General features: G+C 30.3%; 24 protein-coding genes. 11 read left to right on the top strand and 13 right to left on the bottom strand.

Annotated features, from left to right (window positions below):
• Positions 1–28: 28 nt before the first annotated feature.
• On the bottom strand, positions 29–1,108 hold the full coding sequence (locus N524_RS0110660) for a glycosyltransferase family 4 protein (RefSeq protein ID WP_029056482.1): 1,080 nt from the start codon (positions 1,106–1,108) through the stop codon (positions 29–31).
• A 454-nt stretch (positions 1,109–1,562) separates the two neighbouring features.
• Here N524_RS0110660 and gdpS point away from each other — a divergent pair, with 454 nt between their 5' ends.
• From gdpS to pepT, 4 genes are all read left to right on the top strand, one after another.
• Entirely contained in the window at positions 1,563–2,633 is a 1,071-nt protein-coding gene (gene gdpS / locus N524_RS0110655) for a GGDEF domain-containing protein GdpS (RefSeq protein ID WP_029056481.1), read from the top strand.
• A gap of 226 nt (positions 2,634–2,859) precedes the next feature.
• Positions 2,860–3,621, top strand: a complete 762-nt coding sequence (locus tag N524_RS0110650) for a threonine/serine exporter family protein (protein ID WP_017636809.1) — start codon at positions 2,860–2,862, stop codon at positions 3,619–3,621.
• A 15-nt stretch (positions 3,622–3,636) separates the two neighbouring features.
• A complete protein-coding gene (locus N524_RS0110645; protein WP_017636808.1) occupies positions 3,637–4,131 on the top strand; it encodes a threonine/serine exporter family protein in 495 nt (164 codons plus the stop codon).
• A 13-nt stretch (positions 4,132–4,144) separates the two neighbouring features.
• The gene (gene pepT / locus N524_RS0110640) at positions 4,145–5,374 is read left to right on the top strand and encodes a peptidase T (protein ID WP_029056480.1); all 1,230 of its coding nucleotides are present in this window, start codon (positions 4,145–4,147) and stop codon (positions 5,372–5,374) included.
• A 68-nt stretch (positions 5,375–5,442) separates the two neighbouring features.
• Here pepT and N524_RS0110635 read toward each other — a convergent pair whose 3' ends face one another.
• From N524_RS0110635 to N524_RS0110625, 3 genes are all read right to left on the bottom strand, one after another.
• Positions 5,443–6,567: a glycerate kinase gene (locus tag N524_RS0110635; protein WP_029056479.1), complete on the bottom strand. Its 1,125-nt coding sequence runs from the start codon at positions 6,565–6,567 to the stop codon at positions 5,443–5,445.
• Between the two features lie 368 nt (positions 6,568–6,935).
• Positions 6,936–7,256, bottom strand: coding sequence for a bacillithiol system redox-active protein YtxJ (gene ytxJ / locus N524_RS0110630; protein ID WP_017636805.1), 321 nt, complete (start codon positions 7,254–7,256; stop codon positions 6,936–6,938).
• A 147-nt stretch (positions 7,257–7,403) separates the two neighbouring features.
• The gene (locus N524_RS0110625) at positions 7,404–8,294 is read right to left on the bottom strand and encodes an EMYY motif lipoprotein (RefSeq protein ID WP_029056478.1); all 891 of its coding nucleotides are present in this window, start codon (positions 8,292–8,294) and stop codon (positions 7,404–7,406) included.
• 114 nt (positions 8,295–8,408) lie between these two features.
• Between N524_RS0110625 and N524_RS0110620 the strand changes: the two genes are divergently transcribed.
• From N524_RS0110620 to N524_RS0110610, 3 genes are all read left to right on the top strand, one after another.
• Positions 8,409–8,936: a GrpB family protein gene (locus N524_RS0110620; protein ID WP_029056477.1), complete on the top strand. Its 528-nt coding sequence runs from the start codon at positions 8,409–8,411 to the stop codon at positions 8,934–8,936.
• Positions 8,937–9,169: 233 nt separating this feature from the next.
• Positions 9,170–10,096 carry a UDP-N-acetylmuramate dehydrogenase gene (murB, locus tag N524_RS0110615; protein WP_026083472.1) on the top strand — a complete coding sequence of 309 codons (927 nt, stop codon included), beginning with the start codon at positions 9,170–9,172 and terminating at the stop codon, positions 10,094–10,096.
• A 23-nt stretch (positions 10,097–10,119) separates the two neighbouring features.
• Positions 10,120–10,434 (top strand): CHY zinc finger protein, encoded by a 315-nt coding sequence (locus tag N524_RS0110610; protein ID WP_017637108.1) that lies wholly within the window; start codon positions 10,120–10,122, stop codon positions 10,432–10,434.
• 62 nt (positions 10,435–10,496) lie between these two features.
• On the opposite strand, the gene N524_RS0110605 is transcribed toward N524_RS0110610, so the two are convergent.
• The 7 genes from N524_RS0110605 to nrdI all read right to left on the bottom strand — a co-directional run bounded on the left by N524_RS0110605 (position 10,497) and on the right by nrdI (position 18,374).
• Positions 10,497–11,531, bottom strand: coding sequence for a ferrated catecholamine ABC transporter substrate-binding lipoprotein SstD (locus N524_RS0110605; protein ID WP_029056476.1), 1,035 nt, complete (start codon positions 11,529–11,531; stop codon positions 10,497–10,499).
• 114 nt (positions 11,532–11,645) lie between these two features.
• Positions 11,646–12,419: an iron ABC transporter ATP-binding protein gene (locus tag N524_RS0110600; RefSeq protein WP_017637110.1), complete on the bottom strand. Its 774-nt coding sequence runs from the start codon at positions 12,417–12,419 to the stop codon at positions 11,646–11,648.
• Entirely contained in the window at positions 12,416–13,375 is a 960-nt protein-coding gene (locus tag N524_RS0110595; protein ID WP_017637111.1) for an iron chelate uptake ABC transporter family permease subunit, read from the bottom strand. The genes N524_RS0110600 and N524_RS0110595 overlap by 4 nt, the downstream gene beginning before the upstream one ends.
• Positions 13,365–14,333, bottom strand: coding sequence for an ABC transporter permease (locus tag N524_RS0110590; protein WP_029056475.1), 969 nt, complete (start codon positions 14,331–14,333; stop codon positions 13,365–13,367). The genes N524_RS0110595 and N524_RS0110590 overlap by 11 nt, the downstream gene beginning before the upstream one ends.
• 209 nt (positions 14,334–14,542) lie before the next feature.
• Positions 14,543–15,517, bottom strand: a complete 975-nt coding sequence (nrdF, locus tag N524_RS0110585; protein WP_002450939.1) for a class 1b ribonucleoside-diphosphate reductase subunit beta — start codon at positions 15,515–15,517, stop codon at positions 14,543–14,545.
• 390 nt (positions 15,518–15,907) lie between these two features.
• Positions 15,908–18,013: a class 1b ribonucleoside-diphosphate reductase subunit alpha gene (gene nrdE / locus N524_RS0110580; RefSeq protein ID WP_029056474.1), complete on the bottom strand. Its 2,106-nt coding sequence runs from the start codon at positions 18,011–18,013 to the stop codon at positions 15,908–15,910.
• The gene (gene nrdI, locus N524_RS0110575) at positions 17,976–18,374 is read right to left on the bottom strand and encodes a class Ib ribonucleoside-diphosphate reductase assembly flavoprotein NrdI (protein WP_026083473.1); all 399 of its coding nucleotides are present in this window, start codon (positions 18,372–18,374) and stop codon (positions 17,976–17,978) included. The genes nrdE and nrdI overlap by 38 nt, the downstream gene beginning before the upstream one ends.
• Before the next feature lie 800 nt (positions 18,375–19,174).
• On the opposite strand from nrdI, the gene N524_RS0110570 reads away from it, so the two are divergent.
• The 4 genes from N524_RS0110570 to N524_RS0110555 all read left to right on the top strand — a co-directional run bounded on the left by N524_RS0110570 (position 19,175) and on the right by N524_RS0110555 (position 23,486).
• Positions 19,175–20,053 (top strand): DMT family transporter, encoded by an 879-nt coding sequence (locus tag N524_RS0110570; protein ID WP_029056473.1) that lies wholly within the window; start codon positions 19,175–19,177, stop codon positions 20,051–20,053.
• Positions 20,054–20,070: 17 nt separating this feature from the next.
• Positions 20,071–20,571 (top strand): preQ(1) synthase, encoded by a 501-nt coding sequence (gene queF, locus N524_RS0110565; protein WP_029056472.1) that lies wholly within the window; start codon positions 20,071–20,073, stop codon positions 20,569–20,571.
• 331 nt (positions 20,572–20,902) lie between these two features.
• The gene (locus tag N524_RS0110560) at positions 20,903–22,408 is read left to right on the top strand and encodes a peptide MFS transporter (protein ID WP_029056471.1); all 1,506 of its coding nucleotides are present in this window, start codon (positions 20,903–20,905) and stop codon (positions 22,406–22,408) included.
• Positions 22,409–22,556: 148 nt separating this feature from the next.
• Entirely contained in the window at positions 22,557–23,486 is a 930-nt protein-coding gene (locus tag N524_RS0110555) for a diacylglycerol/lipid kinase family protein (RefSeq protein WP_017636672.1), read from the top strand.
• A gap of 78 nt (positions 23,487–23,564) precedes the next feature.
• Here the strand turns inward: N524_RS0110555 and N524_RS0110550 are convergent, their stop codons facing one another.
• The gene (locus tag N524_RS0110550; RefSeq protein WP_029056470.1) at positions 23,565–24,101 is read right to left on the bottom strand and encodes a 5' nucleotidase, NT5C type; all 537 of its coding nucleotides are present in this window, start codon (positions 24,099–24,101) and stop codon (positions 23,565–23,567) included.
• Positions 24,102–24,191: 90 nt separating this feature from the next.
• Positions 24,192–25,247 (bottom strand): histidinol-phosphate transaminase, encoded by a 1,056-nt coding sequence (hisC, locus tag N524_RS0110545; protein ID WP_029056469.1) that lies wholly within the window; start codon positions 25,245–25,247, stop codon positions 24,192–24,194.
• Positions 25,248–25,405: the final 158 nt, after the last annotated feature.

Genomic DNA, 25,405 nt, shown 5'->3' with positions numbered 1-25,405 from the left:
ATGTCATTTTTTGATAGCTTTATCTCGTTTAGTGATCATGTTTTTCTTCGTATTGATGTTGCGGACGATTATCTCTTTTAGTAATGAGTTTTAATATTGGTTTATAATTATCATCAATTAAACCAGTAAATTCAACAATAAGTTCAATAGTTAATAGAATTAAAATAAACATCATTAAAGCACCGAGTGGTTGTGATAGATAAAGTATAATACTTGATAAACTAAATAATATCGCAATTGAATAAATTAATAGTACAGTTTGGCGATGAGTATAACCAAGTTCTAATAATTTATGATGCAAATGGGATTTATCTGCTTGCATAATATGTTGACCTTTTTTCATTCGGCGTATCATAGCAAAAATTGTGTCTATAAACGGTACCGCTAAAATAACGATTGGGAAAAATAAAGCTATAAATGTAATATTTTTAAAACCTAACAATGATACAAATCCAATTATAAATCCTATCATCAGTGCCCCACTGTCACCTAAAAATATTTTAGCTGGGTGAGAATTATAGAATAAGAAACCTAATAATGATCCGATTAATACACAACAAATCATTATAATAAAAACATTCGCCTGTAAAATTGCAATAAATGCTATTGTCATCAAAGCAATCGCTGACACGCCAGATGCTAATCCGTCTAAACCATCGATTAAATTAATCGCATTAGTTATAGCTACAATCCAAATCACTGTTATAGGAATACTTAAAATACCGAAATGAATCGTTGGTCCCATTGGTAGTGAAATAAAATCGACTGTGACTCCATAAAACGCAACAACTAAAGCTGCTATGATTTGGCCAGCTAATTTTAAGTATGGTTTTAAATCATAAATATCATCAATTAATCCAACAACGTACATTAAAATAGCGCCAATGATTAATGGTTTTACTTCTCTTTCAATTGGATGTCCGAGCCACATTCCAACTAAAAATGAAAATAAAATAACCGTACCACCCATTACTGAAATTGGCTTTGTATGTACTTTACGAAAGTTGGGTTTATCTACTAAATTTAATTTTTTAGATAACGCAATAATAATGGGGGTTATTATTAAACTGACTATCATAGTAAATGCAATAAGTAATAATGTATACATCAGTTCACCTTCATCAAATTTAAGTTAGTTTCTATCATTAAAGAAAAATATTAAGAAATCCAACCATTTTACTTCCTTTATTTATTATAAATTAAAATATCCTTCGTATTTCTACATTTTCATTAAACGTTACCTTTTATACTTAAAAGCGCTTATTTCTAATTATATATTATACACGTATTGTTGGAATCAGTATTCCATATAAACAATTCCCTTGTAAAAATAGTTATTAGACTTACAAAACATCCCATATAATAACAATATTAATACTATGTATTATCTACAATGAAACAAAAAATCTCTTACGACGAAACTCATTTTTTTCATCATATCACTTAAATTTATATTTTAACATTAATCTCTATTATGTATAGGAAAATTTTAGTCTGACTAATGACAAATTGTAAGTTTTCACTTACAATAACTATTGGTCAATAAAGGAGTCGGTAAAACTATGTTTGAAGCAATTATATATAATATTTCAGTCATGGTTGCAGGTATTTATTTATTTCATAGACTGCAATACTCTGAAAATAAAAGAATGGTCTTTTCAAAAGAATATGTCACTGTTTTAATGACGCTTGTAGCACTATTATTAGCTGCTTATCCTATACCATTCCGTTTAGAATACTTAGTACATTTAACATTTGTTCCTTTATTATTTTTAGGGCGTTATACCAATATGATTTATACACTTACTTCTGCTATTATTGTAGCACTAGTAGATGTGCTTATTTTCGATAATTCAATTATCTATGGTATTACTCTAATTGTTATTGCTGGTGTCGTTAGTGCTGTAGGTCCATTTTTGAAACAAAACGACATCGTATCTTTACTTATTTTAAATACGATTAGTATTATCATCTTATTTATTTTAGCTTTATTTAGTCCGATATATGATTTGATTGAGATTGCTATCTTAATTCCTATTTCATTTATCATTACAATTGCCTCTGCAATTACTTTCGTAGACATATGGCATTTCTTCTCATTAGTTAATCGTTATGAAAACGAAGATAAATATGATTATTTAACTGGACTTGGAAATGTTAAAGAATTTGATAGACATTTAAATCAATTATCAAAATATACTGAAGAACATAAAGAAAGTTTAGGTTTATTACTTATTGATATTGATGGTTTTAAAGATGTTAATGATACATATACTCACCAAGCAGGTGACGCTGTATTAAAACAAATGTCTCAATTACTAAAAAATTATGTTCCCAAACAATTTTCAATTTTTAGAAATGGTGGAGAAGAATTTTCAGTTGTCATTAATGATTACACATTAGATCAAAGTGTAAAACTCGCTGAAAACATTAGACAAGGTGTAGAAAAATCGTCATTCCATTTACCTAATAAGGAAGTCATCAAACTTTCAGTCTCTATCGGTGTAGGATATTTAACGAGAGATGATCGTAAATCTCAAAGACGCGTATTTAAAGATGCAGATGACATGGTCCATGTCGCGAAAAGCGAAGGTAGAAATAAGGTAATGTTTAATCCAATTATCAAATTATAATGACCTATTTTTAAACGGTAGTCATAACCTAGGAAATAAATTCCAACCTTAGAAGCAAAAAGAAGACAACTAAATTAAGTCTTCTTTTTGCTTTTATTTTTATTCTCCCCTTCTACTTTCTTCATTACATAATCTTTTCAATCTGCCTTCCTCTATTGAAAGTTGTTAGCGCAAGTTGTACACTTCAATTATTCATATCAATAAATTAACTAGGAGGTGGTTGTTCATGTCTGACTCAATCACTATCATTGATGAAAATAAAGTGATTGATGTTGTATTGATTGCTGGAAGAATATTACTTGAAGCGGGTGCTGAAACATACCGAGTTGAAGATACAATGAATAGAATTGCACATAGCTATGGCTTATATGATACATATAGTTTTGTAACTTCTACCGCTATCATTTTTTCATTAAATGATCGAACAAGTACAAGACTGATACGAATCAGAGAGAGAACGACAGATTTGGAAAAAATAGCTTTAACAAATAGCTTATCTCGTAAAATTTCTAACAATCAACTTACAATAGATGAAGCTAAGTCTGAATTAATCCACCTTAGAAGTGCTTCGTTGCAATATTCTTTTTTAATTAATTTATTTGCAGCAGCCATTGCATGCGGATTTTTCTTATTTATGTTTGGTGGTGTCGCATCAGATTGTTGGATAGCTGCGATAGCTGGAGGCGCTGCATTTTTAACCTTTAGTCTAGTTCAACGTTATATCCAAATTAAATTTTTCTCAGAATTTGTTGCTGCTTCAGTCGTTATATCAATAGCAGTTGCGAGTTCTAAAATTGGCTTAGCGACCAATCAAAATATTATTACTATTGCTAGTGTAATGCCTCTTGTGCCTGGTATTCTAATTACCAATGCGATTCGAGATTTGCTTGCAGGAGAACTATTAGCAGGTATGTCTAGAGGTGTTGAAGCAGCGTTAACTGCATTTGCTATTGGTGCCGGTGTTGCAATTGTATTACTAATTTTTTAAGAGAGGCTGTTCATATTGTTATTTTATTTATTTCACTTTACAATCAGTTTCATTTCCACAGTCCTATTCTCCATCATTTTTAATGCGCCTCGTCGACTATTGTTAGCTTGTGGGTTTGTCGGTGCGGTAGCGTGGACTATTTATCAATTCACTGTAGACATGCAATTTGGTAAAGTAGGTGCTTCCTTTTTAGGTAGCTTAATATTAGGATTATTAAGTCATACGATGAGTAGACGTTACAAAAGACCTGTTATCATTTTCATTGTTCCTGGAATTATCCCACTTGTACCTGGTGGCGCAGCTTATGAAGCTACACGTTATTTAGTTTCAAATAATTATACAAATGCAGTAAATACCTTTTTAGAAGTTACACTAATATCTGGTGCGATTTCGTTTGGTATTCTTGTTGCAGAAATTATCTATTATATCTACACACGTATCAAACAGTATTATGGTAAGATTAAAGGTAAATCTTATAAGAAATCTTATAATATGAATAACAGAGTTTAAGGGGATGTCTAACATGAAAGAACAAATAATTGATAGATTAACAAGATATGTAAAAATTGATACACAATCAGATCCAAATTCTAATGTTACGCCTTCTACAACTAAACAATGGGATTTACTAAATCTATTGGAGAAAGAATTAAAAGATTTGGGCCTTGAAACAGATATGGATGATCATGGTTATCTGTTTGCTACATTAGAAAGCAACATAGATGCGGACGTACCAACTGTTGGATTTTTAGCACATGTTGATACATCACCTGACTTTAATGCGACTGGTATTAATCCGCAAATCATTGAAAAATATGATGGAAAACCAATTCAACTAGGACAAACAAATCGAATTTTAGATACTAAAGTCTTCCCTGAACTTAAACATGTCATCGGTGATACGCTAATGATTACTGATGGTACATCATTATTAGGTGCTGACGATAAAGCCGGTGTAGTTGAAATTATGGAAGGTCTAATATACCTTATTGAACATCCCGAAATTAAACATGGTAAAATCCGTGTTGGCTTTACTCCAGATGAAGAAGTTGGTCGCGGTCCATATCAATTTGATGTTGAACGTTTTAATGCTGATTTCGCATATACAATGGATGGTAGTCAACTTGGTGAACTACAATACGAGAGCTTTAATGCTGCAGCAGCTACTATTACTTGTCATGGTGTGAACGTACATCCTGGTTCTGCCAAAAATGCTATGATTAATGCCATTTCACTTGGACAACAATTTAATAGTTTGTTACCTCCAAATGAAGTTCCTGAACGTACTGAAGGTTATCAAGGTTTCTATCATTTAATGAACTTTGAAGGTAACGTTGAAAAAGCAACATTACAATATATTATTCGAGATCATGATAAAAAGAAATTCGATTTACGTAAAAAACGACTTATGGAAATTCGTGACGATATTAACTCACATTTCGAAAATTATCCTGTTAAAGTCGATGTTGAAGATCAATACTATAATATGGCTGAAAAAATAAAACCACATCAACATATTATTGATATTCCAACTAAAGTATTCAATCAATTAGATATTAAACCAAATACCGATCCAATTCGCGGTGGTACAGATGGTTCACAACTTTCATTTATGGGCTTACCAACACCAAATATTTTTACAGGTTGTGGCAATTTCCATGGTCCTTATGAATATGCTTCTATTAATGTAATGGAAAAAGCTATCCACGTTATGGTAGGTATAGCTGAAGAAGTAGCCAATTCAAATAAATAAATACAATAATAAACACGCCTTGATTGTCTTATACAAAATGACAACCAAGGCGTGTTATTTAGTTTGTTTTATTGATTAACATCAAACTGTGTTTTTAATAGTTTTAATGCTTGAACAGTATAATGTCTAATTTGAATACCCATTTTAAAATCAGTGTAAGTTTCAGGCATGTCGATAAATGTATTAAACATTGCTGTCACACCTTTACCTTCGAATAAATCAAATTTATCGTCAGTAGCACAAATAGCAATTGATGTTTTATTATGCTTTTCGGTTAAATCTGCAATACGTAATGTCGTAGTTTCCAACAATTGGTCTCGTTCATTTAACCCTTCACCGAAAATAATTAAATCTGCTTGTTGTACCAAATCTTCTAAATGTGTAATTTGATCTACTAGCTCATGACTAGTTAAAATTTCTGCCTGATATAATCCTTTTAATACCGCAGCAATACCGCCACCAGCACCACCACGCTCGATAGGTCCAATCGTCACTTTTAACTCACTTTTAAATAATTCACTAAAATACCATACTAAATTATCTATTTCTGCTGCTTCATTTTGAGTCATTCCTAGCGTAGAATACATTTGCATAATTTCACTTTGCTTACCATATAATCTACTAGAAAAATCTGACATCACTTGAATATTAGCTTCAGCTAATTTCGGATGAATTTCTGAAAAATCTAAACGTCTAATATATTTAATGACATGGGCACCTTTTGTCACATCAACAATATTTGCTTCATCATCATAGAATTTGGCACCTAAGGCTTGTAACATCCCTGCTCCACCATCGAAACTGCCAATTCCACCTAATGAAATAATAATATGTTTAGCATCGTTGTCTAGTGCTGCGTTTAATATTTCTCCTAAACCATAACTAGTTCTTTGTTGAATTGGTTTTTGACCTTTTAAAAATAAATTACCTTCTATAATTGTCATTCCACTATCAGTTTGACCATATATTGCCTCTACTTCATTCATATCTGCATCGTGAGCGGCAACTCGATATTTACTACCAGACTGCCATAAAAAGACAGAATCCATTAATTCATGGCGGCCATTAAATAATGGCACTTGCACTATATCTGCCTTTTCAATTTGACTAGCAACCGCTTCTTCTACATATCTATTTGCTTGATAACTAGAAATAATACCATTAAATTCATCCATGGCTACTAAAACTTTCATCGCCTTAACCACCTTGTTTTATATATAGTGTTACTTATTAAAATCATTTATATGATGTTTTAAATATAATTTATAGATTCATCGTATAATTAATATTTTACACTAACATATTATACATATGAATGCTGCATATTTCACAATAAAAGCTATTACAAATTATATTAAAACAATTACATTTTGAATATTGATTTATTATATCCTATTCACTAGCAAACCATAAATGATAAACCATATTTCGTTTTAATAACTAAAAAAGCCATTTCACTACTACATCATAGTAATAAAATGACTTTTATCTTTTAAATGAACACAAAGTTAATTAAAATTTACGTTCATTACTCAATTATTTGTTCACTTATCTGAAAAAATTATTCTTCTGCTTGAGCTAATGATGAAACATTGATATCACTATGTGAAGCATTCCATTTCATTTCACCATTGACGAAGTAAAATGCTTGTGGTGATTCATGTTTTACATTTGTTTTTTCAGCAATATAGTCCGATAACTTACGCTCCTGCTGTACTATTAAATAGTAACCATCCATATCGCGTTCATATAAAAATTTATTAAACTGATCATACGCATTTGCAGAAATTGGACAAGTTTCGCTATGTTTTAAAACAAATAAATATTTATTTTCATTTAGCACTTGTTCAAACTGGTCAATTGAACTCAGCTTTATAGCCATTCTATTCACCTCTAAAAGTATTTATCACATTTTCTGAGCATATGCGTGATATTCATATCCCGAAAATAATATCAGTGGGTACAATTATACACATTTTACTTAGCAATGTTAACCATGGTTATTTAATTTATTTAATTCTAATCAAAATTAATTGTTTTTTTGTTTTACCTTTTTTAATTTCGAATTAAATTCCTTATCTTGCTTATCTATATCTTTACCCTCTTTTGGCAACTTATCGACATCTATTTTAGATATTTTTTCACCAACTTCTATAGTATCAATACGAGTATCATAATAATTCTCTAAACTGTAGTACATTTCAATCGCGTTCTTACGGGCATTATCGACATTTGTATCAGAAATATTAGTTTGATTTATATCTTTAATTTGTTTCTCAATTAAAGGAGAAATATGATTTTCAATTGCTTTTTTGGCTGTTTTTGCATCACTTGTAGACGTATCTAAATATTTTTTGGCAGTTTGTTTTAAATCTTTATTATTACTTTCTAATTTTGATGTTAATTGATTTGCATCTTCTTTATTAGAAGCATTATTTATTTTCTTTTCAACTTGAGAGCGGTTCTTCTCAAATAATTTAGTATAATCTAAAATATCTTCATTATCTTTGATTGAATCGTTACACAAGTCTACAAAATCTTTCAAATCATATATTGAACTTTTTTTATCTTTAACAGTTTTAAGATACTCAGATTTTAACTCTTTAACCTCTTTTGTTTCAGCAGGCAATTGTTTTGCAGATTTTTCGTATTCTTTGAATGCAGGTATTAATTGTTGATCAATATCATCTTGAAGTTTAATAAACTCTTTTCTGTTTTTATCAGTAGTGTCTGTTTTACTTAAGTGATCTAATTCTTTAAGATTTATTTTTTTCATAACTTTTTTTAATTTATCTTGTTTATGATTCACTTCATCTAATTTGCTTTCAAAATGATTTAAATCTGAATTAGTTTTATTACTACATGCTGTTAACGAGATAATAATGAGGAAAATCACTGGGATAAGTATTATTTTTTTCATATTTGCACCCCTTACCATAGAACATTATACAGAAACGTATTTATTAAGAAAATAAATTATGTTATAGTATCTCAGACTTTATAGCTTACCAATTTATAACAAAGGAGTAAAACCATGTACGGGCATGTTCAACCTCTCATTAAATATCAAACAGATGACCATTACAACCATTTATATCAAGAAACAAGCGCTCTATTGTATAATTTACTAGATTCACCAATTAAATATACACAGCATATTGGTGGAACGAAGCATTTTAATTATGAGACTGAACCCATACTTGATTTGCTTATCGGTGTAGATAATTTACATGATATTACATCATTAGATGAAAAGCGTCTCAATTATGCTGGATTTTATCGATTACATCACGCTTATAAAAAGAAAGTAATGATGGCAAAGTTTAATAATCTTAGAGAATTAAAGCAAGAAATTCGTTTACACATCGTTCAATTAAACACTCAATTATTTGAACAATATCAAACTGTCGATCACATATTAAATAATAATATAGATATCGCAAATGAATTCGCTCAAAAAAAGAAACAATTATTAAACAATGTTGAATCAATAAGAACGTATGAAAACCAAAAGCAATCTATATTTGAAAATATATACAAACAATATGGTCCCTTAAAATAAAGAGAAACATATAATCTACAATCATTATATAAATTTATATTTACGATATTAAAAATCTCATTATAAATGTTCAACATATCATAATTATATAGCATATAAATCAAAATAAAATAATAATGTATTATGCACATCTTAGTCGATTTACTTTGCGTATAATATCTTCTTATTTCGCAAATAGCAAATAAAATTGATATAATAATAATATTAGTATTGAATAAAGAAAGGACGTACGGATAGTGAATAAAAACGATATATTAAAAGGTTTGCAAGAAATTATTCCAAACGACATTATTGAAGTAGATGAACCTTTAAAAAAATACACTTACACTGAAACTGGCGGTAAAGCTGATTTTTATCTTTCACCTACTAAAAATGAGGAAGTACAAGCGATTGTTAAATATGCAAACCAAAATAATATTCCAGTCACTTATTTAGGAAATGGTTCGAATATTATTATCCGAGAAGGCGGCATTAGAGGTATTGTATTGAGCCTATTATCATTAAAGCATATTGATGTATCAGATGATGCAATTATCGCGGGTAGCGGTGCAGCCATTATTGATGTTTCACGTGTAGCAAGAGACTACGCACTAACTGGTTTAGAATTTGCATGCGGCATACCAGGATCAATTGGCGGTGCAGTATTTATGAATGCTGGCGCTTATGGTGGCGAAGTGAAAGATTGTATTGACTATGCACTATGTGTTAATGAAAATGGTGATTTACTTAAATTAACAACTCAAGAATTAGAACTAGACTACAGAAATAGTATCGTACAGAAAAAACATCTCGTAGTTTTAGAAGCTGCATTTACATTAGAACCTGGTAACTTAAAAGAAATTCAAGCCAAAATGGACGACTTAACTGAACGCCGTGAAACTAAACAACCACTCGAATATCCATCATGTGGAAGTGTCTTCCAAAGACCACCAGGCCATTTTGCTGGTAAATTAATTCAAGATTCTAATCTACAAGGTCATCGTATTGGTGGTGTTGAAGTTTCAACTAAACATGCTGGTTTTATGGTTAATGTAGATAAAGGTACGGCGACAGATTATGAAGATTTAATCCATCATGTTCAAAAAACAGTTAAAGATAAATTTGATGTTGAATTAAATACAGAGGTACGTATTATAGGAGAACATCCGGACGCAGATTAATTGGTTATAGGAGGTTTGTTTCTTTGCCGAAAGTTTACGGTTCAATTGTTGATAATGAAACAAGATGCATACATTATCAGTCATTTTTGGATATTATAGCAATTAAATTCAAATGCTGTAATAAATATTATCCTTGTTATCAATGTCACAACGACCATGAGACACATCCTATCAAACGCTGGAGTGAAGATGAATTTAACGAGTATGCCATTATGTGTGGTGTCTGTAAAAATGAAATGACAATCAACGAATACATGATGGTTGAATCTTGTCCGAAATGTCAATCTCACTTTAATCATAGATGTAAATTCCATTACCATCTTTATTTCGAAGTTTAATAATTTAAAATGATAAAAGCGCTAATGGCTCTCACAATGAGGCTATTAGCGCTTATTATTTATTATTTTACAACTTCTTCTAATTCATCAATTTGTTTCATAGTAGTTGTTGTTGAACCAGAAGCAAAATACCATAATTTAGGATCAAGTTCATAAATTTTATGATCTTTAACGGCTTTTACGTTTTTCAATACATCATTATTTAATGTTTTCTTAGCAGTCGCATTATTAGAAACAACTTGTCCTCTATCCATTGCTAAAATCACATCTGGATTTTCTTTATTACTATATTCGTTATTAACATTTTGACCATGTGGTCCTTTAGTTACATGTTTATCGACTGGTTTAAATCCAAGTGTATCAAATACTAAACCACCAAAACGAGATCCTGGACCGAATGTAGATAATTCACCTTCATTGACTAATAAATACATTACTTTTTTATCAAATTTAGATGTTTTATCTTTCATTGCATCAACTTTTTTATCTAGTTTCTTAGTTAATGATTTCGCTTTATCTTCTTTATCGTAAATTTTACCTAATTTTTCTGTATTTTCTTTCATAGATTTTAGATAATGTTTATCATCTGTACCCATGTAAACAATTTTAGCTTTAGGTGCTGCTTTTTTAAATTCATCTAAATTTTTCTGATTAGCTGTTCTACCTGAAATAAAAATCACTTCTGGTTTTGCTTCTGCAACTTTATCGAAATTAACTTGTTTTAGGTTACCAGTATTTAAATATTTATCAGATTTAAAATCATCTAAGAAATCTGGTAATGATTTACCGCCTTCACCTTTAGGTAAAGCTTTTACTTTACTAGAAAGACCCATTTCTTTTAAATCGTTTAAAGCACCGTAATCTAATACGACAGCATTTTTAGGATTTTTAGGTACTTCCACTGTTTCTTTTACCTTTTTAGCATCGCTACCGTCTTTTTCTTTTCCTTGTGCTTCATAATTATTTTCGATTTTAACAGTGTCTTTTGAACCACTTTTTTCAGATTTAGAATCTGAATCATCGTTGTTAGAGTTGTTACCACACGCTGCTAAAACTAATACTAAAGATAATAATAAGACTAAAATAGATTTTTTCATTATGTAATAACTCCTTTTTAATTTTATCGATTGGCTGAGAGGAACGTGTTTGAATAGATTGATTTATCCATATACTATAAGCATCACTCCTTTAAAGGTCTAATAAAACTAGTGTTAATTCAATATCAATTCATCATAATATAGACAAATACGTTGACCATTTACATTTTCAACTTTGACATCCATTTCATATAATTCTCTTAATACATTGCTTTGAATAACAGTTTGATTACTACCAGAACGAACAAGTTCACCATTTTTTAAAGCAATAATATTATCTGAATAACAGGATGCAAAATTAATATCATGTAATACAATAACGATTGTTTTATTTAATGTTTTTGCTAATGTACGCAAAGTTTGCATAATTTGTACTGAATGTTTCATATCTAGATTATTTAGTGGTTCATCTAATAAAATGTATTCAGTATTTTGTGCGATCGTCATCGCTATATAAGCGCGTTGACGTTGTCCTCCTGACAGTGTTTTGATATTTCTATCCTTTATTTCATTTAACTGTAATAAATCTAAGGCATATTGTACTTGTTCTTTATCTTCTTGTTTTAAGTGTCCTTTGCAATAAGGAAATCTTCCAAAATTAACTAATTGTTCAACAGTAATATTCATTTCAGTATGATTAGTTTGTTTTAATATTGAAATTTTTTTAGCTAATTCATCTGTTTTGTAATCATCCATACACTTATCTTCAATTTTGACAGTGCCACTATCAATCTGAATCAACTTTGTGATTGTTGATAATAAAGTACTTTTTCCTGCACCGTTTGGACCAATAAGTGATGTGATTTTTCCTTTTTCAATATCAACATTAATATCTTTTAAAATTTTCTTCTTCTGAATGGATTTATTTAAACTTTGAATTTGGATCAATTGGCATTTCTCCCTCTAACTAATAAGTATATAAAGTAACTTCCACCTATAAGGTCAATAATTATACTTACTTCAGTAGTCGCTTCAAAAAGATGTTCAACAACCCATTGCGCTATAAATAAACTTATCCAACTAAAACATAATGTAGCAGGTAGTATATATTTATGCTCATAAGTCTTGATAAATTCATGTGCTAAATTGACAGTTAATAGTCCTAAAAATGTAATTGGACCTACTAAAGCTGTTGAAACAGATACTAAAATAGCAACAACAATGAGAAATAATCTTGTTACTTTTTCATAATTGACGCCTAAATTAATTGCTTGTTCTCTACCGAGCAATAAGACATCTAAATATGGAAGCGAGATAATAGTAATGACGATTAACACGGCTAATACGATAGCTGAAAATCCAACAAGTTTTGAATTAGAAGCGTCAAAGTTAGCAAACATTGTACTTTGAACAGCTAAAAATGATTCTGGATCCATAACTAATTGGATAAAACCTGTAATACTTCTAAAAAATGTTCCAAGTACGACGCCAACTAAAAGTATGAAATAAACAGAAAAATGGCCTATTTTAAATAAAACTTGGAATAAGAAAAGCGCAAATAATACCATTGCTAATAATGTAATGACAAAATTAATATAAACATTAGTAACTAATGTGGATTGAGTTCCTAATATAAACACAGGTAAAATTTTCACAAATAAGTATACGGAATCAAGACCAATGATTGATGGTGTCAGTAACCGATTTGTCGTAATAGCTTGGAAAATAACAACGGAAGTACCTATAGCACCGCCAACTAAAATAATTAATATGAATTTTCTTAAACGACTTTGGATTTGATAATCAAATATTTCAAAATCAATACCTAACAATAAATATAAAACACCTATAATTAGTGTGATTAAGGTTAGTAACAATACTTTCTTATTGTGTTTAGTTAGCATAATTACCCCTACCTTTCATCAATAAGATAAGGAATATAATAGTTCCAAACACACCTATAGTTAAACCGATGTTAATTTCGTATGGGTACACGATTAGTCGACCTATAATGTCTGAAAACAGCACAAAGACCGCACCTAACATCATTGTATGAGGTAAAGTATGTTTTAAATGGTCTCCTCTATAAATTGAAATGATATTAGGAACAATTAACCCTAGAAATGGTAATGTACCAACAGTGACAACAACAAGCGCAGTAATTGTTGCAGTTATAAATAAAGCGATGTTAATTATTTTTTCATAGTTAACTCCTAAGTTATGGCTGAAGTCTTTGCCCATACCCGCAATCGTAAAATGGTTCGCAAATATATATGTAATTATTAAAAACGGAATACTTAAATATAATACTTCGTAACGACCACTAGTAATAATGGCAAAATTACCATTCAACCAATTACCTATGCTTTGAACTGCATTTGTACGTAACGCAATAAATGTCGTAAAACTAGAAACTATGCCACCAAGCATAATACCTAACAACGGAATAAAGATGACATCTTTTACCTTAATAAGTTGAACTAATTTAACAAAGAAATAAGTTCCAACTACACTGCATATAACAGCAAAAATTAATTTGATAAGTATATGTCCTTTAGGAAAGAAAATTAAAGATAATAAAATACCTAATTTTGCCCATTCCATCGTACCTGCTGTCGTTGGACTTACAAATTTATTTTGCATCATTTGTTGCATAATTAAACCAGCGATACCCAATTTACTACCTGATATGAGAATACTAACTGTTCGAGGAATACGACTCGATAAAATAATATTTAATTGGTCGCTGTTAAGATGGAAAATATCAGTAATCGATATTTGGCTAACACCAACAAATAAAGAAAGAACCGTAAACGCAACGAGAAAGATGAGTAAAACATATCGCTTAAATAAAAACTTCATAACACTTTCTCCTTGAATAGTAATTCTTATTATTTCTGACGATAATGATAATCGTTATCATTTAAAATGTTACAGAATTTATTGGTAATATTCAATAGGTTTTCGAAAAATATTGCTGTAAATTTGATTAATTTTAATATTTAAGTTAAAAACATAAAAAAAGTCTTAATTTTAATCTCATAGCGATTAAAATTAAGACTGTTTATTATTTATTTCTCGTCATCGAATATAAAATCTTCATCTCTTAAAGCTTCAACATTTAGAGCCAGTGTATAACCGTCACCTTTTACAGAGAAGAAATCATGATTTTTAGTTGTAGTGTCTAAGGCATTTTCAATAATAGGGTTGAATTCACGTTCTTCAAAATAAGGTTCAAAACCAAGATTTGATAATGCTTTATTACCATTATATTTAACGTAATTCAGTACATCTTCTGCTAATCCAATGTCATCATATAACAGATGTGTATATGATACTTCATTATCATATAACTCTTTTAATAATTTATACATTTCTTGATCAGCTCGTTGCTTTTCACTTTCAGATAGTTCATTTCTTAAGCTTTGTGCATCTAATCCAGTAAAGACACCATGAATAGATTCATCCAATAATATTTTACGAATAATTTCTCCAGATGTTGTCATCTTTCCTTGACCAGCTAGATATAGTGGATAGTAAAAACCTGAATAGAATAAAAATGTTTCTAAGAAAACACTTGATACTCTAGCAATGTACTGGTCGAAAATGGAAGCTTCTTTACCCCATAATTTATGATAGTTTTCGATGATTTTATCTGATTTATATTTTAAATGAGGTTCTTCAATAACCCACGTATCTAATAAATAGTTTGTTTCACTAGAAGGTAATAATGTAGTGAAAATATGAGAATAACTTTTAGCATGAATTTGTTCCATCATTGCCATAAATGAATATACTGCTTTTTTTCTTAAATCAGTAGTATGAAGCATTATTAATGGCATACCATCGTCTGCTTGGTGTGTGTCTAAACCTGTTAAACCTGCTAACGCTTTTTTAAATGTATTCTTTTCAGCTTCAGATAACGTTTTCCAACTTGCGATATCCTTTGATACTTTAAATTCTGTTTCTACCCACATTTGAGATATATTTTGACGCCAAAACATATTAGTCATATCTTCTTGGGTATTCCAATTGACGGCCTTCATGAATAATAATCCTCCTATCCTTTAATTAAGGTGACAGATAACCACTAACTTTCAATTAAACTACCTAATCCCTTATTAAGGTTATGTATTAACAGAGGTCGGGACAAAAGCGCTTAGGATTTGAGCAGAACCGGACGATGAGCAATATTGTTTCTCAAATTTTGTCGAATCGTGTGAGTTTGCCCAACTTGCATTACTTGTAGAATTTCTTTGTGAAATTCTCTGTGTTGGGTCCCTTCTGCCGAAAATCCTGCTTTTGGGACGCCGTTAATCAGTTTCCCAGAGCACAAAGACTTTATGTCTCAACCACTTTTCTTTATTCTTTTAGATACTCTAAATCATAAATTCAATTAGATTAAGCTTAATGTTCTATTATGTTTGTTTATGATTTTAGATAGCGCAACTTGTACATTCTTCTACACTTAATAATTTATTACGAGTATAGTATAGAGATTTCAAACCTTTATGATGAGCATATACATATAATCTAGAAAGTTCTCGAGTAGAAATTTCTGAGTTAACATATAGTATTGTTGAAATACCTTGGTCAACATGAGTTTGAATTGTTGATACCAAATCAATTAATTTCATTTGATCAGTGTTAAATGCTGATTTGTAATACCACATTGTTTCTGGTGATAAAAATGGCATTGGATAAAACGTTTCTGCATTACCATAAGTACGTCTTTCAATTTGATCAACAATAGGCATCACTGAACTTGTAGCATTTTGCACATATGAAATACTTTGAGTTGGTGCAATAGCTAATCGATATGCGTGATATAAACCATATTGTTCAACGTCTTTTTGTAGTACTTTCCAATCTTCAGCAGTTGGGATATCTAATCCTTCGAATAATTCACGTACTTTTTCAAATTGTGGTTCAAATTCTTGAGATGTGTAGAATTCGAAATATTTTCCATTTGCATAGTCAGATTTCTCAAAATCAAGATATTTTTCTCCACGTTCTTTAGCAATTTGCATAGAACGTTCAATAGAATAATAATTCATCATCATAAAGAAGATATTAGCAAAATCTTTAGCTTCTTCTGATTCATAACCTATTTTATTTTTAGCTAAGTAACCGTGTAAATTCATAACTCCTAGACCAACAGAATGTAACTCACTGTTTGCTTTTTTAACACCAGGTGCGTTTTGAATATTAGCTTCATCACTAACCACAGTCAATGCATCCATACCAGTATGAACTGAGTCTCTGAATTTTCCAGATTCCATTACATTAACAATATTTAATGATCCTAGGTTACATGAAATATCTCTTTTAATGTCATCTTCAGTGCCGTAATCATTTATTACAGATGTTTCTTGTAATTGGAAAATTTCAGTACATAAGTTACTCATTTTAATTTGACCAATATTAGAATTAGCATGTACTTTATTCGCATTATCTTTAAACATTAAGTAAGGATAACCTGATTGTAATTGTGTTTGTGCAATCGTATTTAACATTTCACGAGCATCTTTTTTCTTTTTCTCAACGTTTGGATTTGCAACCATGTCGTCATAATATTTATCTAAATCGATGTCATCTAAAGTCACACCATATTCCTGTTTTACAGTATGTGGCGCAAACATATAGAAGTCTTTACCTTCTTTAGCTAAATCAAAGAATTTAGAAGGGACAATTAAACCAGTTGAAATAGTAGATAAGCGTAAATCTTCATCAGCATTTACCTTTTTAGTATCTAAAAATTCTTCAACATCATAATGGAAGATGTTTAAATAAACTGCGCCTGCACCAGGTCTTTGTCCTAATTGGTCAGCATAACTAAATCCACCTTCTAAAGATTTAGCAACAGGTAATACACCTTTAGCTACACCTTTAATACCTTTGATTGCTTCACCACGTGCACGTAATTTTGATAAATTGATAGCAACGCCGCCACCAATTTTACTTAGTTGTTTCGCAGTTGAATCAATAAAGTTAATAGAATTTAAACTATCATCTACTTCTAATAAGAAACATGACACTAATTCTCCACGTCGTGCTCTACCAGCATTTAAAAACGTTGGTGTTGCTGGTTGGTAACGTTGTTCAACCATGGATGAAATAAATTGTTTCGCTTGGTTTTTATCACCATTAGCTAAGTACATTGATACGATAGCAACGTGTTGATTATAATCTTCTAAAAATTGTTGTTTATCATTGGTTTTAAGTGCATAGTCTTTATAAAATTTACTTGCTGACATATAACTTGCGAATTGGAAATTAATTGATTTCGCATATTCTGTAATTTCAATTAAATCTGCCTCATTATATTTTTCAAAGACATTGAAATAAAAGTTATTGTCTACAAGATAATGTAATCTTTCGATTTCGCTATCGAAATAAATTGTTTTATCGTGGATTTCTTCCAAGTATACTTTAAGTGCCTCTTGGTCTTTTTCTAAATTAAAAAAACCATTATCTTTTCTTTTTGTAACTTCGTTATTTAATTCAATATGATTGTACTTCTTCTCGTCCATAGTTTTCATTAAAATTACCCACCTTGTTTTTAAATTCGATAACGTCTTTGTTTGTTCCCTGCACTTCAAACTTCATTAACAACGGAATATCATATTTTTCAGATATAGTACGCCCTGCTTTAGCAAAGTTCTGACCCCAGTTTCTATTTCCACTTGCAGCCACGGCCTTAATATTTGAATGATTAACATCTAAAAAAGCCTGAACCTGTTGAGGAACCTCACCAAACCCTATGGTTCCTGTAACTAAAATGTAGGGTTCATTAATAGTTTCTGTACAGTTGTCAGATGTAATTTCCATCGCATTTTCGATTTCAGCACGTTTAATGAATCGACGTACATTGCCTGAAAATGAAAAATATACTACTTTCATTGGATCGCCTTCTTTCACCAATTTAAAAAAATTAAAAAAGAAGTTCTCCTTTATTGTTAAGGAAAGCTTCCTACAAAACATTGTGTTGTAGAATGAAATGAGTCACTAAACGAAACGTTTATAAAAACTATATGACCTTATATTAATATGTGATTTTATTTTTCAAACCACAAGATATAGTGGTTAGTTTCGAATTTAGATCTATATAGTATAATTAAACATTTTGTGCCTAAACACTGTTAATAAGAGTTTTTTCTTAAATTATCAGTGTCATTTTGCATTTATAATAAGATTATTCATTTTATTAGTACCGTTTCAAAACACAATATATTGTGTCTGTTTATTAATATCGGTACTATATTCTGTGTTTCATTATACATAATAGCTATACTTATTTAAAGTTAAAGTTTTATGTCTAATGTTCGTCTTTTCTTTTGAACATGCACCACTACACCATTAGTCTTACCTCAATAAAAATAAAAAAATTTTTCAGTTAAAATCACTTGCTTTTTTAAAGAAAATATACATAACCATCATTCCAATACATTAACGAAAATCCTATCATTACAACGTATACAACCTATAAAGCAATAGAATTGAATTGCAATCGTTTTCAGTTATATACAATTTTTTAGGGATATTAAAAATGTTTAATGCCATCAATCAAAGCAAACTTTATAGAACGTATGTTCGTATTGTTATTGTATAATCTTTGTTCCAAAATATCAAGTCTTTTATGCATAACCCTATCATTTATGCTACTATAGTAACGTTAAATTTTTATAAATGAGGCGATAGTATTGAATCCTAAAATTAAAGGTATTATTGCAATCCTAATTTCTGCAGTAGGCTTTAGCTTTATGTCTGTATTTTTCAGATTAGCAGGTGATTTACCTGTTTTTCAAAAGTCTTTAGCCAGAAATTTAGTTGCTATGTTTATACCATTATTCTTCATATATAAATATAAGCAGCCTATGTTCGGAAAGTTAAGTAGTCAACCATTACTTATTTCAAGATCCGCACTTGGATTGATTGGCGTATTGTTCAATATATACGCAATTGACCATATGGTGCTCAGTGATGCTGATACTTTAATGAAGCTCAATCCTTTTTGGACAATCTTATTCAGTTTGATTTTCTTAAATGAAAAAATTCGTAAATATCAAATTACAGCGATGGTTGTAGCAATATTAGGAATGCTATTAATAGTAAAACCAAAATTTTCTTCTTCAATCATACCATCACTAGTTGGACTATTCTCAGGTATCTTTGCCGCTTCAGCCTACACTTGTGTACGTGCTTTAAGTACTAGAGAAGCACCTTATACTATTGTTTTTTACTTTTCTTTATTTTCTGTAATAGTACTTATACCATTTACAATATTTACTTATGAGCCTATGAGTAATTTACAATTACTATATTTATTTGGAGCTGGATTATCAGCTGCAGTAGGTCAAATTGGTATCACATTAGCTTATAGTTTCGCAGCAGCTAAAGATATTTCTATATTTACTTATGCTTCTATTATATTTACGGCATTGTTCGGATTCATATTATTCGGAGAATCACCTGATTTATTAGCTACACTTGGATATGTCGTAATTATTGGCGCAAGTTATTATATGTTTGAAAAAGCTAGACGAGAATCAAACGCAACTCAACAACAATCTAAATCTTAATTAAAGGAGTGATTCTTTTGGCACAAGGACGTCAAAAAGATGAATTACAAGATATTACATTACTAGGCAATCAAAATAATACTTACGATTTTGATTATAGACCTGATGTTTTAGAAACTTTTGAGAATAAACACCAAGGCAGAGATTACTTTGTTAAATTTAATTGTCCAGAATTCACATCTCTTTGCCCTATTACTGGTCAACCTGACTTTGCTACAATTTATATTTCATATATTCCTAACGTTAAAATGGTAGAATCTAAATCATTAAAATTATATTTATTTAGTTTTAGAAACCACGGAGACTTTCATGAGGATTGTATGAATATCATTATGAATGATTTAATTGATTTGATGGATCCCCATTACATTGAAGTATGGGGTAAATTCACACCTCGTGGCGGTATTTCAATTGATCCATATACAAATTATGGTCGTCCAAATTCAAAATATGAACAAATGGCTGAACATAGAATGATGAACCATGATATGTATCCAGAAAATGTAGACAATCGTTAATACCTTAATTATTTTATTGTTAAAACTTTAGTACTTTGAAATGTCGTCGCAAGATGTTTCATTTAGTGCTAAAGTTTTTTATTTAATTTTCAAAAAACTCTTGCACTTTATTGAGTTAAAGCGTATTTTATATAGTACTAGTACTAAATCTTAAGAAGTTAATGATTAATTACTTTGTATGAATTATACATAAAATAATCACAAGTAAATTGACTGAATTTTCTTTTTTATAATTTTTTGAATATTATTGCAACTTCTTAATTTCAATAGTACAATTTTTAAAAACGACTTAACGTTAGCGTTACGGGAAAAGAAAGGATGGGATAAATATATGAAAGCCAATAATTCCCATGAACAAGCAATACAAGAAATACCACAAACAGGATTCTTCGGGCATCCAAGAGGATTGGGTGTATTATTTTTCGTAGAATTTTGGGAGAGATTTAGTTATTACGGCATGCGTGCAATGCTCTTATTCTATATGTACTACTCAGTTGCTAATCATGGATTAGGAATTGATAGAACGACCGCGATGTCTATTATGTCTGTTTACGGTGCTTTAATTTACATGTCTTGTATTCCAGGTGGTTGGATTGCTGACAGAATTACAGGTACTAGAGGTGCCACACTAATTGGTGCTGTGCTCATTATTATCGGACACATTTGCTTAAGCTTACCATTTTCAATGGTTGGTTTATTCGCATCAATGTTCTTCATCATTATAGGTTCAGGTGTGATGAAACCAAATATCTCTAATATTGTTGGTAGATTATATACCAAAGATGACACTCGTATGGATGCTGGGTTTGTAATTTTCTATATGTCAGTTAACTTCGGTGCTTTAATTTCACCAATTATCTTGCAACAATTTTTAGATGTTAAAAACTTCCACGGTGGTTTCTTAATTGCAGCTATCGGTATGGCACTTGGATTAGTATGGTATATATTATTTAATCGCAAAAATTTAGGTCGTGTTGGTATGTCTCCAACAAACCCACTTTCACCTTCAGAAAAGAAAAAATATTCAGCTATTGTTGGTGCTATCGTAGCAATTATCATCATTGTATTAATCGTTACATATATGACTAATACATTATCATTCGATTTAGTAAGTAATACTGTTTTAGTATTAGGTATTGTATTACCAATTTCTTATTTCACAGTTATGATTCGTAGTAAAGATGTCACTGAGGTCGAACGTTCAAGAACTAAAGCATTTATACCATTATTTATTTTAGGTATGGTGTTCTGGGCAATCCAAGAACAAGGATCAAACGTATTAAATATTTATGGTATTGAACATTCAGATATGAAATTGAATCTTTTAGGATGGAAAACAAACTTTGGAGAAACTATTTTCCAATCTATTAATCCATTATTCATCTTATTATTTGCACCAGTCATTTCAATGATTTGGCAAAAATTAGGTAAACGTCAACCAAGTCTACCTATTAAATTTGTCATTGGTGCTGGATTAGCTGGTTTTTCATATATCTTAATGGGATTAATCGGTAACTTATATGGAAGTGCGCATTTCTCAGTAAACTGGGTTATTCTGTCTTACATCATTTGTGTAATCGGTGAATTATGTTTATCACCAACTGGTAACAGTGCGGCAGTTAAGTTAGCACCAAAAGCATTCAATGCTCAAATGATGAGTTTATGGTTATTAACTAATGCTTCTGCTCAAGCATTTAATGGTACTTTGGTAAAACTCATTGATCCATTAGGTCAAACGAACTACTTCATTTTCCTAGGTACTTCAGCTATAGTCATTACTTTAATTATTTTAGCCTTCTCACCAAAAATTGTTAAAGCAATGAGAGGTATTAGATAATTTAAACAATATTTGCTATAAGTCGAAATAATTCGGCTTATAGCTTTTTTAGTTTATAATGAAAAATGCTATAAATTTACCATTATTGCCCATCAATTTAGGGTATTGAAATATATTAATAAGAACTTAAGGAAAGTAGGTATGTATAATGACAAATAAATATAATCATGGTGTGTTATTTTATCATGAACATAGCGGCTTAAAAGATATCTACCAAGGTTTAGGTGAAGTAACAAAGTCTTTAAGTTCTATGTGTAAACATTTTTCAATTCAATTAAGCGAAAATGAAGGTGACATTAAACGTTACTGCCAATCAATTAAAGATGGTCATTATGGAAACCAAATAGATGTACTGTTTATTTTAGGTGGCGATGGTACTGTAAATGAATTAATCAATGGTGTTATGGAAAATGATTTAGATTTACCTATTGGTATCATCCCTGGAGGAACATTCAATGATTTCACTAAAACACTAAATCTTAACCCAAATCATACGCTAGCTAGTCAACAGTTGTTATCTTCACATATTCAAACTTACGATGTTATTAAAGTAAATGATATGTATGCTCTAAATTTTGTTGGTTTAGGCTTAATTGTTCAAAATGCTGAAAATGTTCAAGATGGTTCTAAAGATATCTTCGGAAAACTAAGTTATATTGGTTCAACAGTAAAAACTTTAATGGATCCTAGCAAATTTGATTTTAATTTAAATATAGATGGCAAAGAAAAAACTGGAAATACATCAATGATTTTAGTAGCAAATGGTCCAAATATTGGTGGTAGTAGAATTCCTTTAACTGACCTATCTCCTCAAGATGGCAAACTCAATACATTTATCTTTGATGATCAAAGTTTTAGCATACTTAATGATATTTTCAAAAAACGTGACAGTATGAACTGGAATGAAATTACACAAGGGATCGATCATATTTCAGGTCAGAAAATCAAACTATCAACTGAACCTACTATGAAAATTGATATCGATGGTGAAATTGCCTTAGAAACACCTATTGAACTTGAAGTATTACCTGATGCAATCAAATTACTCACATTCCCTAACCAAAATAATAATCAATAATATGCTTTCTAATATAAAATAAAACAGGAAATGGCTTCCATTCATTAAAAAAAATGAATATATGCCACTTCCTGTTTTTTATTTTTCATTTAAGAATAAATCTTCTACTTCTTTCCAACCATTTACACGACGATAATCATCATTATTAACATTGTGAACTGCAGTATACATAATTGATTCACCTTCGAATATAGCAAGTTGTCTAGGATTGTCATCGATTAAATAATCTGCATTTATAATATTTTTACGTCCACAAAATACAAAATGTTGAGGGTCTAAGAATGGAAAATGTTCTAATAACCATTCATATTTATCATGAAATGATGTCGGTACATCCATAGCTGCAGTTGCTATATAAACATCATATTGTTGGTTTAATTTTTCAACTACTTCTTGTGCATTTGGCATCACTTTTAAATGTCGGAAGAATCCTGGTTCTCTAAGTATTTCAGTCACTAAACCATCATGCTCTGGAATAACATGTTTTAATTTTTGACCATTTAAAGATTCTACAGTAATACCTAGGTTAGCTCTTTCATTAACTGCATCAATAATCGCACCTAACGTATCAGCCAACACTTCATCCATATCTATTGCAATTTTCTTACGAGACATTAAATCTACTCCTCAAATGTAATGTATTTCTAAAGTATAGCAAATGCATGTTCCAGACAAAAGGTTTTACTGTTATGACATTACGTCTTTTTAGTAATCAAATTGCTGTAAAACTTCAATCATTTTATCATTTTGTTCTGGGAACCCTATCGTAATTCTGACACCGTTAGGAAACAGTCTGGTAATACAACCAACATTTAATAAAGCTTCATATAGTTCTTTACTTTTAGATGTTTTAACAAACACAAAGTTAGTTTGACTCGGTAAAAAATGTTCACTTTGAGGTATTTGATAGAACTTTTGACGTTCAAAGGCATTTTTTTGAGTTATATCTTTTAAATAAGCTTGATCATTTAAAGCCGCTACAGCTGCATATTCAGATAAACGTGTCACATTAAATGGTGGTCTAATTATATTCCATTTTTCAATAGCTTCATTAGTGGCTACTACGTAACCTACACGTAATCCTGCTAAACCATATGCTTTTGAAAATGTTCTTAATAAAAATGCATTATCAAACGTTTCCTGTAATTTTAGCGTATCAGGAAAATCATCCGCAGTGACAAATTCAAAATAAGCTTCATCAATAAGTACTGGTACATGGCTAGGTACTCTTGCTAAAAAGCTATAAAGTTCATCGTGAGTGAAATATGTTCCTGTGGGGTTATTAGGATTACATAGCCATACAAGTGATGTATCATCGTCTACTTCATCTAAAATACCTTCTAAATCAAACGTGCCATTTTTTAAAGGTACTTGTACTACTGATGCAGCTTCTACAATTGCATTGTGATAGTATTGACCAAATGTTGCTTCACTAGTAACAATGTTATCTCCTGGTGTTAGGATTGCTCTTGAAATCATTAATATCACTTCGTCTAAACCAGCACCAAATAATACTCGTGATTCATCTACACCAAGATGCTTACTAATTGCTTCCCTATGTAATGGTGAACCTGTTTCAGGATAATAATGCAATTCATCTAAATGTTTGGTTATAGCATCTTTAACTCTCGGGGAAGGACCATATAAACTTTCATTTGAGGCTAATTTAAATAGATCTCCTTTAATTCCATAGGTTTCTTTAAGTGCCCTAGGAGATAAACCTGGTTGGTATGCAGATAGTTGATCAAGTTGTTTTTTCATAATCTCGTTGCCTCCTTGAATTGACTGAAATTTCAAAATCTTAATGTTAATTATAAACAAATCGAATGTCATAAATCAAACTAGGTACGATTGTTTGCCCTTTTCAATTCAAAAAACGTATCTTGATCATTAATTAAAAAACCTTAACGTCAACATGC

Source organism: Staphylococcus sp. URHA0057 (genome assembly GCF_000620265.1).
Taxonomy (GTDB): Bacteria; Bacillota; Bacilli; order Staphylococcales; family Staphylococcaceae; genus Staphylococcus; species Staphylococcus pasteuri.
The sequence above is the reverse complement of the archived record's forward strand: the minus strand, read 5'-3'. Positions and strand labels throughout refer to the sequence as shown.